Source organism: Rhodococcus sp. IEGM 1302 (genome assembly GCF_030056935.1).
Classification (GTDB): Bacteria; Actinomycetota; Actinomycetes; order Mycobacteriales; family Mycobacteriaceae; genus Rhodococcus_F; species Rhodococcus_F qingshengii.
Map to the genome: position 1 here is coordinate 609,259 of NZ_JASHKY010000001.1, position 13,152 is coordinate 622,410.

General features: G+C 61.4%; 14 protein-coding genes. 8 read left to right on the plus strand and 6 right to left on the minus strand.

Annotated elements, in window-relative coordinates:
• The first annotated feature begins 8 nt into the window (after positions 1–8).
• The 4 genes from QM609_RS02860 (at position 9) to QM609_RS02875 (ending at position 4,472) form a co-directional block, all read left to right on the plus strand.
• Positions 9–953: a D-cysteine desulfhydrase family protein gene (locus tag QM609_RS02860; protein WP_050655981.1), complete on the plus strand. Its 945-nt coding sequence runs from the start codon at positions 9–11 to the stop codon at positions 951–953.
• A complete protein-coding gene (locus QM609_RS02865) occupies positions 950–1,807 on the plus strand; it encodes a helix-turn-helix transcriptional regulator (protein WP_050655982.1) in 858 nt (285 codons plus the stop codon). The genes QM609_RS02860 and QM609_RS02865 overlap by 4 nt, the downstream gene beginning before the upstream one ends.
• A 94-nt stretch (positions 1,808–1,901) precedes the next feature.
• The gene (locus tag QM609_RS02870; protein WP_030536016.1) at positions 1,902–2,885 is read left to right on the plus strand and encodes an ABC transporter substrate-binding protein; all 984 of its coding nucleotides are present in this window, start codon (positions 1,902–1,904) and stop codon (positions 2,883–2,885) included.
• A 420-nt stretch (positions 2,886–3,305) separates the two neighbouring features.
• Complete coding sequence (locus tag QM609_RS02875; protein ID WP_007730881.1) at positions 3,306–4,472, plus strand: alkane 1-monooxygenase; 1,167 nt, start codon at positions 3,306–3,308, stop codon at positions 4,470–4,472.
• A 36-nt stretch (positions 4,473–4,508) separates the two neighbouring features.
• On the opposite strand, the gene QM609_RS02880 is transcribed toward QM609_RS02875, so the two are convergent.
• Positions 4,509–5,426 carry a nuclear transport factor 2 family protein gene (locus tag QM609_RS02880; protein WP_225320166.1) on the minus strand — a complete coding sequence of 306 codons (918 nt, stop codon included), beginning with the start codon at positions 5,424–5,426 and terminating at the stop codon, positions 4,509–4,511.
• Positions 5,427–5,458: 32 nt separating this feature from the next.
• A complete protein-coding gene (locus QM609_RS02885; RefSeq protein ID WP_030536013.1) occupies positions 5,459–6,097 on the minus strand; it encodes an NAD(P)-dependent oxidoreductase in 639 nt (212 codons plus the stop codon).
• Positions 6,098–6,264: 167 nt separating this feature from the next.
• Between QM609_RS02885 and QM609_RS02890 the strand changes: the two genes are divergently transcribed.
• The 3 genes from QM609_RS02890 (at position 6,265) to QM609_RS02900 (ending at position 8,594) form a co-directional block, all read left to right on the plus strand.
• Complete coding sequence (locus QM609_RS02890; RefSeq protein ID WP_050655983.1) at positions 6,265–7,236, plus strand: serine/threonine dehydratase; 972 nt, start codon at positions 6,265–6,267, stop codon at positions 7,234–7,236.
• Positions 7,237–7,294: 58 nt separating this feature from the next.
• Positions 7,295–7,696 carry a hypothetical protein gene (locus QM609_RS02895; RefSeq protein ID WP_037130583.1) on the plus strand — a complete coding sequence of 134 codons (402 nt, stop codon included), beginning with the start codon at positions 7,295–7,297 and terminating at the stop codon, positions 7,694–7,696.
• 61 nt (positions 7,697–7,757) lie between these two features.
• Complete coding sequence (locus tag QM609_RS02900; RefSeq protein ID WP_003943056.1) at positions 7,758–8,594, plus strand: DUF1206 domain-containing protein; 837 nt, start codon at positions 7,758–7,760, stop codon at positions 8,592–8,594.
• Between the two features lie 19 nt (positions 8,595–8,613).
• On the opposite strand, the gene QM609_RS02905 is transcribed toward QM609_RS02900, so the two are convergent.
• The 3 genes from QM609_RS02905 to QM609_RS02915 all read right to left on the minus strand — a co-directional run bounded on the left by QM609_RS02905 (position 8,614) and on the right by QM609_RS02915 (position 11,442).
• On the minus strand, positions 8,614–9,921 hold the full coding sequence (locus QM609_RS02905; protein WP_050655984.1) for a serine hydrolase domain-containing protein: 1,308 nt from the start codon (positions 9,919–9,921) through the stop codon (positions 8,614–8,616).
• Positions 9,922–10,003: 82 nt separating this feature from the next.
• Positions 10,004–10,741 (minus strand): SDR family oxidoreductase, encoded by a 738-nt coding sequence (locus QM609_RS02910; RefSeq protein WP_050655985.1) that lies wholly within the window; start codon positions 10,739–10,741, stop codon positions 10,004–10,006.
• On the minus strand, positions 10,738–11,442 hold the full coding sequence (locus QM609_RS02915; protein ID WP_050655986.1) for a TetR/AcrR family transcriptional regulator: 705 nt from the start codon (positions 11,440–11,442) through the stop codon (positions 10,738–10,740). Before QM609_RS02915 ends, QM609_RS02910 begins: the two co-directional genes overlap by 4 nt.
• A 175-nt stretch (positions 11,443–11,617) precedes the next feature.
• On the opposite strand from QM609_RS02915, the gene QM609_RS02920 reads away from it, so the two are divergent.
• On the plus strand, positions 11,618–12,499 hold the full coding sequence (locus QM609_RS02920; RefSeq protein WP_047269436.1) for a DUF4190 domain-containing protein: 882 nt from the start codon (positions 11,618–11,620) through the stop codon (positions 12,497–12,499).
• A gap of 13 nt (positions 12,500–12,512) precedes the next feature.
• Here the strand turns inward: QM609_RS02920 and QM609_RS02925 are convergent, their stop codons facing one another.
• Positions 12,513–13,061, minus strand: a complete 549-nt coding sequence (locus QM609_RS02925) for an SMI1/KNR4 family protein (RefSeq protein ID WP_228232278.1) — start codon at positions 13,059–13,061, stop codon at positions 12,513–12,515.
• Positions 13,062–13,152 lie beyond the last annotated feature (91 nt).

The window sequence follows — 13,152 nt, forward strand, 5'->3', positions numbered from 1 at the left end:
CTCGTCAAATGTTGAGTTCCGCCGTTCCGCCGATCAGCTTGGGCAGTTGGCCGACGCCCGTCGAACCTCTGGCGCGTTGCGCGCAGGCACTCGGATTGGGGCCGGAAGATCTGTGGATCAAACGTGACGACGTCACTGGCCTGGGCGGCGGCGGCAACAAGATCCGAAAGCTGCAGTACACCTGCGCTCAGGCTTTGGCCGTCGGCGCGACGACTCTGATCACTACCGGTGCGCCGCAAAGCAATCACGCTCGCTTGACTGCGTCGGCAGCAGCCCGTTTGGGATTGCGTTGTGTGCTGGTGCTCGGTGGTGCCGAGCCGGAATCCGCGCAGGGAAATCTCGTTCTGGATGCACTCGCGGGCGCTGAGATCGTCTGGGCCGGTGGGGACACGGCATCCGCGCTCGACGCCGCGGTGCAGGCCGTCGCGGACTCGGGCGGTGTACCTTTTGTCATTCCCTTCGGTGGTACCAGCGCGGTGGCTGCGCAGGGATACGTGGACTGCGCACGCGAGATCGAACAGCAACTCGCCGGCGTCGATCGCGTCGTGGTTGCACTCGGATCGGGTGGAACGATGGCAGGCCTTGTCGCGCATCTGGGCGTCGACAGAGTTGTGGGCGTCGACGTCGGGGCTGTTGCCGACCCGGTGTCGACTGTCGCTGGGTTGTTGGACGAGATGCCTGGTCCGGCTATGCGAGCCGCAGATCTTCAGATCCTGCGAAACCAAGTTGGACAAGGATATTCGACGCTCACGGAAGCATCAGCCGGCGCGATTCGATTATTGGCTCGTACGGAGGGCATCTTCCTCGACCCGACGTACACCGGCCGAGCCTTTGCGGGATTGATCCAACTCGTGAAGGACGAAGCCATCACGGCGGGATCAAAAACGGTCTTCCTGCACACCGGTGGGTTGCCTGGCCTGTTCGGACATCCCGAACTGTCGACGCTGCGGTGAGCGAGCAGATCGACTACCCGCTCAGCAGTCCGCTCGACGAACTGTCCGAGTGGCAACGCGTCGTTCGACCGCTGCGCGTCAGTGCCGACGGGTACTTGCGGTTGGCGACCAATCGGCTGGCCGTCGATTCCGACTACACGTGGGAGATGCACCGCCACAGCGATCACGAATTGCTGTGGGCGATCGACGGTGTTCTCGAGGTCCGTACTCCGGAGACTGTGTACACGGTGCCGAGCGGAGTCAGTCTGTGGATCCCGTCCTTTGTTCCCCACGAGGTGACAGCGCGCAGCGGCACAGAATTGTCGTGCACGTGGTTGGTGGCATCCGATGTGACCGGGTTGGATCGTGTGGTGGCCTTGTCCACCCCTCCGCTGCTCGAACAAGTACTCGATCACCTCACCCGAGACGACTTGACCGACGCGGCTCGTCGACGAGCCGAGGCGTTTGCCATCGACCTCGTCGAACCCGTTCCGCGACTGATTTTCGATGTGCCGCTGCCGACGACGCCGTGGCTTCGGCAGATCGCAGATCAGTTGGTTGCCAGCCCGGCCGACACCCGATCGGTCGAGGAGTGGGCCACCGACGCGAAGGTCAGTACGAGGACTCTCACACGACGGTTTCCGGCCGAAACCGGATTGACCTTCTCGGAATGGCGTATGCGACTGCGGGCTCATCATGCGATGCAACTTCTGGCACTCGGTCGAAGCATCTCGTTTGTGGCGCGGAAGACGGGTTTTCGTTCCGAAAGCGCGTTCGGTGCGGCTTTTCGTCGAACGATGGGCGTGACGCCGGGGGAGTTTGCAAGCCTGATCGATCATCCGCGCGCGCCAATGACCGATTGGCTACAGGACTAGTCCGAACAGCGACTCTAAGTGCCTCGATCGGACTTGTGCCGTGCCGCAGAATGAACTTAGGGTTGGCTAAACAATCACCCTGTAGGAGTTCTGCGTGCGCGCAATTCGATCATTTTCTTTCGGTTCCAGAGTCATCGCAGCGGCGGCGGTTGCCGTCGTAGGTGCGATGGTGGTGACCGGCTGTTCCTCGTCGTCGGCCGACTCCGAGCAGACGGACGTCCGGACCGTCGCGTCGGCGTACGGGGACATCGAGGTGCCGGTTTCACCTGAGCGCGTCGTCGCCGCGTCGTACGACACTCCTTGGCAGCTCATGTCTCTCGGAGTGAAACCGGCTGCTGTGCAGGACTACGGCAAGTGGATCAGTGAATTCACGCCGGAGCAGCAGGCCTTCGTCGACGGGCTCCCGACCATCGGGCCTTTCGGGGAAATGAACTTCGAAGCGATCGCTGCGGCGGATCCCGACATCATTGTCGGCGACGCCGACGAGGTGGACCAAGCGGCGTTCGACCGTCTGTCCGGCATTGCACCCACCGTCATCGTCAAGGGAGAGAGCCGAGGCGACTGGAAGAAGATCACCACCGAGCTTGCTGAGGCAATTGGCAAAACCGACGTGCTCGAGTCGACGCGGACTGCTTACGAAGAGAATCTCGAACGTGTCCGTGGCGAGTACGCCGACGTGATCGCGACCAACAAGTGGATTCACATTTCACTCGGAGACGCGCCCGGCGCTTTCTCGGTTCAGCAGCCCACCGGGGCGATCGGCAATTTGGTGGTCAACGAACTCGGATTGGCGTACGGGCCCGGTGTTCCGACCAATTACACCGATGCCGGATACGCGTCCTATCCGATGGAGCAGTTGGCCGACATCCTGAACGGCGTGACGGTCGTGCTGTATCCGCTGAACGCGGACGGGTCGACCAGTGCGGCGGTTCAGGCGGTCCTCGACGACAACCTCTTCACGAGGCTGCCGGCGGCGCAGGCCGGGCACGTCTTCGGATTGCAGTCGAGCGTCACAGACTTCGTGACCGCGAACGGTTGGCTGAACGAAGTGAAAACGAAGGTGTTTGCAACGCTCTGACGCTTGCTCACCTTTTCACTGCGTGCCCGCAACTGACCAGTTGAGGGCGCGCAGTCTTTTTGGTCGCCACTACGAGCGGAAATCCTGTCCTCTGCTTATGATTTCTGTCACTGCCGGTTACCGTTACTTCGACGAGGGCGACGCGGTTCGACCTTGCCCTGGCAGGGATCATCGATCCTCGGCGACGTGCGGAGGTGGTCGCCATCCCCGCAGATCCGTGGGGTATTTTGTCCGTATCTACTGTCGGGGTGAGCAGTGATGTGCGGGGGAGTTTTTGGTGAGTACAAGCGCTCGTGCCGTCTTTCGAGCAGGGCGCTCTGGATTTCGGGACCATACCCGTCCGGACATTAGTTCTGGTTTGCTGAGCGTGAACGGTGCGTGGGGCGAATCGTTCGAGGGGACGAAAGGCGAGATCGGCGAATGACAGCGACTTCCGACGCACGGCGTACCGAATCGAACGCTGTCCAGAACACCGACTCGCCGTCCGGCGAAAATCCGCGCTGGCGCGACCGCAAGAGGTACCTGTGGCCGCTCGGATTGCTGATTCCACTCAGCCCGTTCCTCTCCTGGATTCTCGTCGACAACCTTCGTCTCGGATTGTTCTGGGCGACCGGCGCGTGGCTACTGGTCATCGTCATCCCGATCATCGACATGCTGGCCGGTGAAGACGGCGAAAGTCCGCCGGACGATGCGATCCCACGACTGCAGAAGGACCGCTACTACCGCTGGTGCACTTACGCGTTCCTCCCCTTGCAATACGCCGGTCTGGTCTTCGCCTGCTGGTGCTGGATCAACGCTCCGATGGGAATCGCGGAGAAGATCGCGATGTCGTTCACGGTGGGCGTCGTCGCCGGCGTCGGTATCAACGCGGCCCACGAGCTCGGCCACAAGAGCGAGAAGATCGAACAGTGGCTCGCGAAAGTGGCGCTTGCGCAATCTCTCTACGGGCACTTCTACGTGGAACATAATTTCGGCCACCATGTGCGTGTAGCGACTCCGCAGGACCCGGCCAGCTCGCGGTTCGGTGAGAGCTTCTGGAGGTTCTTGCCACGAAGTGTGTTCGGCGGCCTGCGTTCTGCCTGGCGGATCGAGAGCGCTCGACTCCAGCGGAAAGGCAAACGAACCTGGAGCTTCGAGAACAATATTCTCAACGCTTGGGCGATGAGCGTTGTCCTTTTCGCGACGCTGATCGGTATCTTCGGTTGGGAGGTCGCGCCCTGGCTCCTGCTGCAGGCAGTTGCCGGATTCACCTTCCTCGAAGCCGCGAACTACCTCGAGCATTACGGCCTGCTGCGTGGCAAGCGTGCCGACGGCTCGTACGTTCGCTGCAGCCCCGCTGACAGTTGGAACAGCGATCACGTCGTGAGCAATCTGTTTCTCTACCAACTGCAGCGGCACAGCGATCACCACGCCAACCCGAAGCTGCGGTACCAAAGTCTGCGTAGCGCGGCCGAAGCGCCGCAACTTCCGGCCGGCTACGCAGTGATGATCGTGATCGCGTGGATTCCACCGCTGTGGCGCCGGGTGATGGATCAGAGATTGTTGGACTACTACGACGGCGACACAGAACGAATCAACGTCGGCTGATCCGCATCCCTCTCTGAACTGTTCGGAGTTGTCGTCTCAGCGACCGTCGTCCCACACGGTGTTGCCGCTTGCAGTCGTCGACGGGTAGTCCTGGACGGCGTCCCAATGCTCGACGATTTTGCCGTTCTCGTCGAATCGGAAGATGTCCATCGAGCCGCTGCCGGCCGTTCCCTCACCGGACGAAGCGAAGGTCTGAACAAAGACGAAGTCGCCCTCGGCTACCGTCCGTGGAAACTTGGTGGCCTTGTCTTCGGTAACGGGTTCGATCCCGGCCAGTGCGGTGACAAATGCGTCCTTGCCGTCAGCGAACGAGGGGTTGTGCTGCGTGTAGGTCGGACCGACCAGCTGGTCGGCAGCCTCGGCGGCTTTGCCTTCGTTGAAGGCGAGCTGCAGGAACGTCAACGCGTTGGCCGTGTTGCGCTCCAAGACTTCTGACGACTTGGACGGCGACGAGGTGGGTCCGTCGAACATCGTGTTCGGATTCGCGGACGTTTCCGGCACGTCTTGAATGGCATCCCAGTGTTCGACGATCTTGCCGTTGTCGACGCGGAAGATGTCGAATACCGCCTGGCCGCGGTCGCCGGGTGCAGACGTGGTGTGGGACTGGAGGGCAACCAGATCGCCCTCGGCGAAAACGCGAGTGATCTCGGCATGCAATCCGGGTGTGGCCTCGACGTAACCGCCTATGCCGCTGACAAATCCGGCTGCCCCATCGGCGGCGGTGGGGTTGTGCTGGATGTAGACGTCGCCAAGGTACCGGTCGGCGGCTTGCTGAACCTGACGGCCGTTGAACGCCAGTTCGTAGAAGTCCGTGACGACGGTCTTGTTGGATTCGAGTTGATCGCCCTGTTCGGCAACAACGCTCGTGGACGTCGTAGAACTGCTGGGCGTTGCGGATTCCGCGTCGTTGGAGCACGCGGTGAGCAGGAGTGCGGCGGCAGCGGGAACAGTCATCCAGGCTGCGCGCCTACGAAGGTTGCTCATATTCAGTGTGCGACGGTGAAACGCTGGCGACGGTGGGCCGGAGTCTCGATCTCGTCGACAAAAGCGTGTGCGTAGTCTTCGCCCGCGATGGCGGAGTTGCCCTCGGCGTCCGTCAGGAGAATGTCGCCACCCAACTGGAACGATCCCTTCGGGGCGACGCCGGCATGGGCACCGAACGCAGCGGCCGGGCTCACGTAGAACCAGTCGACATTGCTGTCGGTCGCGCGGAGCGCATCGAGGACGTCGGCGTGAGCGAGTGCCTCACCCTTGTATGCGTCCGGGAAGTCGGGGGTGTCGACGACGCGTGGCCCACCCTCGGAGACCAACAGGCTGCCGGCGCCACCGACTACGGCAATGCGAGCACCGTTGCGAGCGGCGGCATCTGCGAGGGGAGTGACGGCGTCGAGCAGGCGCTTGCCGTCGATCTCGCGAGCGGGGATGGCAACGACAACGACGTCGTTGTCTGCCGTGATCTGCTCCACGATCGTGTTGTCGTGAACAGAACCCTGCACGACATTCGTGTCGGTTCCGGACTGCGCGCTGCGAGCGACGACGGTTACCTCGTGGCCGCGTGAAGCGGCTTCTTTCGCGATTGCGCTTCCTGCAAAACCGTTTCCACCGAATACTGCGATCTTCGACATGGGGTGTGCCTTTCCTTGATGTCGTCGTTGTGCTTGTAGTAGTAAATTTATTCACCCCGAGGTGCATTGTCTCGGTCAGATGCGGGCATTCCTTGGTGAAAAACAGACATCATGATGACGATGGGCCGACTGCTTCGGGTCGACGTTGCGAACCGTAGGGTTGGTACATGACTCTCACCGCCGACAACAATGCAGGTCCAGTGGCAATCGAGCGCTCGGACGTCGAAGCTGCGCGGACTCGTATCGCAGGACTGGCGCGGCGTACTCCGATCTTTCGCACTGCGCTACCGACGCCACAGGGTGAGGTACCGGTTCTGTTCAAGCTCGAGTACCTCCAGCACGGCGGTTCCTTCAAAGTGCGCGGCAGTCTCAATGCAGTGGAACGAGCGGTCGCCGACGGCACCATGCCCGATGCCGGCGTGGTGATCGCGTCTGGCGGCAACGCTGCAATCGGGGCCGCGTGGGCAGCGCGGCGACGAGGACTCACCTGCACAGTGGTGGTACCGGAGACAGCGCCTGATGCCAAGGTGAAGGCTCTCGGAGAGTTGGGTGCAACCGTTCACAAGGTAGGCGACCGGTATGCGCTCGCTGCTGCCGCTGCGGCGGACATCGCACGCACCAGCGGTGCGCTCGAACTGCATGCCTACGACCTGCCCGACATCGTCAGTGGGGCCGGCACCATCGCTCTCGAGCTCGAAGACGACGCATCCGGACCGATTACGTATTGCGTTGCAGTCGGCGGCGGCGGATTGGTCTCTGGAATCGTCGCGGCGGCTCGTCCCGAAGATCACGTGGTAGCCGTCGAGCCGACCGGGGCTGCCACCTTGCGCACCTCGCTCGATGCGGGGCGTCCGGTGGATATCGAAGTAAACAGTATCGCCGGAGACTCGTTGGGGGCTACACGAATTGGTGCCATCGCCTGGGAGACACTGCATGAGAGTTCGGTAGACAGTGTTGTGGTCGAAGATGATTCGATCCGGCAAGCGCGGGCATTCCTGTGGCGGGAGTTCCGGATTCTGGTGGAGTTGGGAACCGCAGCAGCATTGGCTCCGGTTCTGAACGGAACGGTGTCGCCGCCGTCCGACGGTGAACTGTGCGTGGTTCTATGCGGAGCCAACACACATCCGACCGACCTGTAATTTCAGCGTATTTGTTTGCCTGCGTGTGAGAAAGTCGCAGGTGGGTACCTCTCGCAGTATGAGTACCAGCAGCATTATCTGGATAATTGTTGCCGTGGTCGTGGTGATAGCGATCGTGGCCGCACTCCTGTGGGTGGCGCGAAACAGGCGTGACGAGCGTCGTCACATCGAGGCAGAACAGATCCGCGAAGACGTCGCAGACAAGTCACTGCAAGTAGGCGAGCGCGAGGCGCGGGCAGAAGAGACAGCAGCCAAAGCGCGCATGGTGCAGGCTGAGGCCGACGCCAAAGCGGCGGAAGCGTCTGCGCTGCAACATCATGCAGCGCAGCATCGGAAAGAGGCGACGAGTTCTCGCGACGAACTGAACCAGCAACGAGATCATGCAGACACGATCGACCCCAAGGTTCCCAACCCCGAAGAACCGCGGTCGACGCCGGATCAGAACCCTCGAAACCCTTGATCTCGAAACACTTGATGCAGGCGTTCGAGGGAAGCGTCTGCCCGTATATGGTTCGACGATCATGATGAATAAAGAATCGTCACCGCACGACCAGAAGAGCGTCGCGTCCACGGCGGCTGACGTCGCACAGAACAATGTCTTCGAGCGCTTTGCCCGTGCCGGATTCGTCGTCAGCGGTGTGGTTCATCTGCTGATCGGATATATCGCGATCCGCCTTGCTCTCGGTGGATCCGGGTCTGCGGACCAATCGGGTGCGATGGCCGAGTTGGCAGGAAAGCCAGGGGGTGTCTTCGCTCTGTGGGTCGGCGTCGTGGCCTTCCTTGCCATGGCGTTGTGGAGATTGGCCGAAGCTGCGTTGGGAAGCTCGTCGTCGCCGTCCTCTGACGACAAGAAGAAAGAGTTCTTCAACCGCGCAAAGGCTCTGGGCATTTCGCTCGTCTATTTCGGTTTTGCTTTCACTGCATTCGGATTCGCCCGCGGTAGCGGGAAGTCCAGCAGCGGTCAGAGTGCGGGGATCACGGCGCGTTTGATGGAGAACACGCTTGGAACTATCGCATTGGTGATCGGCGGGATCGCGATCATCGCCGTTGGTGTGTACCACGTGTACAAGGGCGCGAGCCAGAACTTCCTCGATGATCTGAAAGGCACACCCAGCAATTTCGTGCGCCGACTCGGAACCGTCGGGTACGTCGCCAAGGGCTTGGCCATCGCTGCAGTCGGCATTCTGGTTCTTCTTGCGGTCAACAGTTCCGAACCCGGCAAGTCCTCCGGACTCGACGGAGCGTTCAAGACGCTGGGCGCGCAGCCGTACGGAGTGGCGCTGCTGATCCTTGCCGGATTGGGCATCATCACCTACGGGCTCTACTGCTTCGTGATGGCGCGCTCGACGAAGATGTAGCGCCTGTAGGCAAGTGGGCCTATCCGAATGACCCGGTCTGGAAGCCGACGTCGCTGCCCGACGAACTTCCCGTCGAGCTACCGAATATGGGTCGTCTCGGAACCAGATCATGCATCAGGTTCACGGCTGCAGGGTCGATCATCGCCGCATTTCCACCGTTCGCCAGAATCGTGATCGACCAGCCGCTGTCGGGAACCAGCAGGGTGATGCAGTTGGATCCCGAGCTGTCTCCGTTTTTCTTGGCGAACCGTTGTGGGAAGTTCGGCGTCGGGGGTTGGAGCTGCCACGCCATTCCCATTCCGAATGCAGGATTCTCCGGAGCTTGCGTGTCGATCTGCTCGAGCATCGAGGTCAGGACTGGTTTGAGCGGGTTGTTTCCGTAGCCGAGAGTTGTTGCAGCCCAAATCGACATGTCCTCGGCGGTGCTGACCAGCCCACCCCCTCCTGCGATCGCACCCGTGTTGTTCCACAGAGGCGCTCGTGTGCCGTCGAGGTGGTACGGAACGGCAAGGTCGGTTGCTTTGGTCTCGATCACGGTACCCATCATCCCGAGCGGGTCGGTGATTTCGCGGGCGACTGCCGCCGCGAATGGTGGCTTCTCTTGTCCCGGAATGATTTTGTCGGCCATCAGTGTGCCGAGCAGTCCGAACCCGAAGTCCGAGTACAGCCAGTGGCTACCGGGGGCGAACTCCAAGGCGCCGGCGTCTTGGAGTCCTTTCCAGAGCATATTTCTGGTGTACTTCGCCTTCTCGTCCGTGCACGATCGTGTGGGATCGGCACACCCCGCCGAAAGATTGGGCGGGTCGTCGCTCAGGCCGGAACGGTGGGTGACCAGTTGGCGAAGCGTGATCTCCTCGCCGCCGATGCCTTTCGGCAGCGGGTTGCCATCCGAATACTTGCTCGCCAGGTCGTCCAATCCGACTTCTCCCCGAGCGATCAGTTTCGCCAGTAGTGCAGCGGTGAAGGTCTTGGTCTCCGAGGCGATCTCGAATTGCGTTCGTGGAGTGACTCTCACGCCGTTTTCGACGTCGGCCTGGCCGTAGTGGTACGTAGTGGTGACACTCGCCTTGCGGTTCTTCTCATCCGGTTTGACGATAGCGAAGGCAAGGCCGGGAACGCCGCTGTTCAGCAGTGTCTCTGCGACGCGTTGCACCGCTTGGGCTTCAGCAGGATCGCCGACCCGCGAACCTGGATTGGGTGCCGTGGGGCCGGCGGCGCCGGCGGTCGAGGAGGTCGCGAGGGTTATGACCGCGGTTGCCGCCAGCCCTGCAACGCTGATGAACTGTCGTCGTGACGTCCGGGCGGACCCTCGATCCTGGTTATCCATTGTTTGCACATTACAACCAAAGTCGACTGGTTTGACTGTTTTGTCGGAATTGCCAAGGTGTGGTCCTTAGGCGATGGTTTCGCTAAATCACGCCGCCGTTGACGTAGATGACCTGGCCATTGACCCAACGAGCTGGGCCGGCGAGAAATGCGACAGCCTCCGCGATGTCCATCGGTGTGCCGAGGCGTTCCAGGGGAGCCAGCTTGGACAGGTTCTCCACTGTAGCTTCGTCTTTCCCGTCAAGGAACAGATCGGTGGCCGTGGGGCCTGGGGCTACGGCGTTGACCGTGATATCGCGTCCCCGTAGCTCTTTCGCGAGAACCAGAGTGATCGCGTCGACAGCACCTTTGGTGGCGGCGTACGCGGCATAAGTCGGAAATGCCAGCTTCTTCACGGAGGTGGAGAAATTGATGATCGCACCACCGCGCCGGACACGTCTGGCTGCCTGCTGGTCGACCACGAAGGTCCCTCGGACGTTGGTCCGATGCATCCGATCGAAATCGTCGAAGTTCAGTTCTGCGACGGTGGAGAGGATCATGATTCCGGCTGCGTGAACGACGACGTCGATGCCCCCGAACTCCTCCTCGACCGTATCGAACAGTGTGGCGACTTCACCTTCGTCGGCGACGTCCGCATGCACCGCGATGGCGCGACCGCCCGCAGCGACGATGGCGTCAGCTGTTTCCTGGGCGCGTTGAATGTTTCCTGAATAGTGCACGGCGACAGCCATTCCGTCGGCGGCGAGCTTCTCGGCAGTCGCTCGCCCGATGCCGCCGGACGCTCCGGTGACGATGGCGACGCGGGTGGTGGTGTCAGTCATGATGTAACTCCTGAACTGGTTTCGGTTGCATCGGACAGCTTGCGAAGCCACTCTCGTAGTAGGCCGACTTCGTTGGCGGAGAGAGAAGTTGAATCTGCAGCGGCCAGTTGGGCGTCGAGAGTAGATGCAACTCTGTTGAGTGAGGTTTCCGGGTGGGCGCCGGATTCGTCGATGATGGACGCGAAGATTCCGTCGCGAACTCGCTGTGACAGCGTCGGATCGGGGTACTGTTCCGGCCTGACGACGAGCATCAGAGCGACGCCCGCATTCGCGGACATCACCATCTGCGTAGCCACGTCGACCGATACGGTCAGAACACCTGCCGCAGCGCATCGTTGGAGAACGGATCGAAGTAGCGCCTGAGCCTGCAGGGCGGTGTCGGCGCTCTGGGCGGAAGGTGAGTGCATCAAGCGGTAGTGAGCGGGATGCGCGAGCGCGAAGGCGGTGTGCGCATCCCAGCCGGCCCGCAGATCGGCGACGGGGTCATCGGAAGGTGTCGCAGCCCGTTTGCCTTCGAGGTATTCGAAGAAGCCCGCCTCGACGACGGCTGCGAGCAGTCCGTCCTTGTCGCCGAACTGACGGTAGAGCGCGGGGGCGCCGACGCCGGCCATCTCGCACACGGCGCGGGTGGATATGTCGCCGTTGGGGGAGGTGTTGAGCAGCTCGGTTGCCGCGGCCAGAATCTTTGCTCTCGAGCTCATAAAAACAACGCTAACACAACTATGTAATCGTTGCTATCGCCGGTTTGGTCGTGCGAACGAACTACAGACACAGGCGCCAGAACTTGATCAGATGAGTGAGCCGGTCCGGCCACGGTTCTGTGTGGAGTGACGGCTAGAGCCGTTCTGTTCTCACACTCTGAACGAAGGAATCCTGGTGATCGACTCGGAAACTACTGTTGCGCAGAATAATTCGCATTTCGGTTATCTGGGGTGGATTCTGCGGGTCATCAGTGTCGTGGCGTGCGTTGCGGTTGCAACGGTCGTTGTCTCGCTGACGCTCGGGCCGCCATTCGCGCGGGCCTGGGCACAGTGGGTTGCTCGTCATCTAGGTGGGGACTTCGAGACGGGAGTCGTTGTCGGATTTGTGACTGGGCTTCTAGGCGCCGCTGTGACTTTGTTTGCAGCGCTGATGAGTTCGTTGGCGTGGCGGCGTCGCGGTGGCCCGGCATTGTCGCTTGGTGTCGGTGCCATTGCCATGCTTGCCGTTATTCCTGGCGCAGTGAATTTGAGTATCGCGGTCGGTGCAGCAGGATCCGGTGTGAGGGCGGCGGGGAGGATCCTCGACGTCGACGGGCCGGCGTTTCGTGGAGCCTGGATAGCCGGATCTGTGGCGGGGCTGTTGCTGTATATGGCCGCGGCGCTGCTGTTAGGGAGGAGCCTTCGTTCGACGTTCGGGCCTGTCAGGCAGGTGGCGGCACCGCTCCCTGGGGTGGTCGGCTACACCGCCGATGGCCGACCCGTTTTTGCACAAGTGGGCTTCACATCGGACGGGATTCCGGTACTCGCAGATCAACTTGAAGCGCGTTATCCAGCGCGACCAGCGGTCGGCACGAATGCCTTGGCCATCGTCGCACTTGTACTTGGAATCTTCGGTGGAGTTCTTGCTATTCCAGTGGGCCATGTGTCGTTGAACCAGATTCGCCGTTCCGGCGAAAGTGGGCGAGGATTGGCAGTGGCCGGACTCGTTCTCGGTTATCTGTCGCTGGTCGTCGTCGTAGGTGTCGTATTCGTGGCTGTGTCCGCGGCCTATCGATAATTTGGGTCGCGCGTCAGAGTTGGGTGGGCTGGAGTGGCTCGATGTCGAAGGTGCGAGGTCCGAACAGGCCCATAGCCCGGGTGCGAATGGACGGTAGTGCTTCGTGGATGCTCCCGCCGAGGCGGTGGAGAGAGTTGAACGAGCGTGATTCCCAAACCGGAAACTCTCCGTCGGTGTCGCGTGATGCTGTGTCCCACAGGAGGGCGTCACCGTTTTCGCTCCATCCGAAAACCTGCAGCGAGTCGGGGAGTGACCAATCGCCGTCGGGTTCGATCATCCAATCGAACTCGTCATCCTGTCCTTCTGTGTAGACCGAATGAAGATGAGCGGTGAGGTTGCGGGCGCGCCCTTGCCAGCCGTCGGCAAATCCGGGAAGGACGGGCGGATAGATGAGCCAGAGTCCGAAGGTCCGCGCCCAACCTGCGTGCCTGATGAATGCGCGATATGAATCTGGGAAGCCCTGCCGGTCGGGAAATCGATAGGAATCCATAAGGGCAAAATCGATATGCGCGAGCGTCGGTCGGCCGTCTACCGTCAGCGCGTTGGTTCCCTGTGCAAACACACCCTCAACGCTAGCAATAGGGGACACCGTGCCGCCCTTTCCGGCTATCGAAGCACGCCGGAATGGGTCACCGAGGCGTGTGCTCGGTGAC

Excerpts from the sequence above, each read along its gene's own strand:
- QM609_RS02860 (WP_050655981.1), top strand. The coding sequence starts at position 9 with ATGTTGAGTTCCGCCGTTCCGCCGATCAGCTTGGGCAGTTGGCCGACG.
- QM609_RS02875 (WP_007730881.1), top strand. The coding sequence starts at position 3,306 with ATGACAGCGACTTCCGACGCACGGCGTACCGAATCGAACGCTGTCCAG.
- QM609_RS02880 (WP_225320166.1), bottom strand. The coding sequence starts at position 5,426 with ATGACTGTTCCCGCTGCCGCCGCACTCCTGCTCACCGCGTGCTCCAAC.
- QM609_RS02885 (WP_030536013.1), bottom strand. The coding sequence starts at position 6,097 with ATGTCGAAGATCGCAGTATTCGGTGGAAACGGTTTTGCAGGAAGCGCA.
- QM609_RS02890 (WP_050655983.1), top strand. The coding sequence starts at position 6,265 with ATGACTCTCACCGCCGACAACAATGCAGGTCCAGTGGCAATCGAGCGC.
- QM609_RS02895 (WP_037130583.1), top strand. The coding sequence starts at position 7,295 with ATGAGTACCAGCAGCATTATCTGGATAATTGTTGCCGTGGTCGTGGTG.
- QM609_RS02900 (WP_003943056.1), top strand. The coding sequence starts at position 7,758 with ATGATGAATAAAGAATCGTCACCGCACGACCAGAAGAGCGTCGCGTCC.
- QM609_RS02905 (WP_050655984.1), bottom strand. The coding sequence starts at position 9,921 with ATGGATAACCAGGATCGAGGGTCCGCCCGGACGTCACGACGACAGTTC.
- QM609_RS02910 (WP_050655985.1), bottom strand. The coding sequence starts at position 10,741 with ATGACTGACACCACCACCCGCGTCGCCATCGTCACCGGAGCGTCCGGC.
- QM609_RS02915 (WP_050655986.1), bottom strand. The coding sequence starts at position 11,442 with ATGAGCTCGAGAGCAAAGATTCTGGCCGCGGCAACCGAGCTGCTCAAC.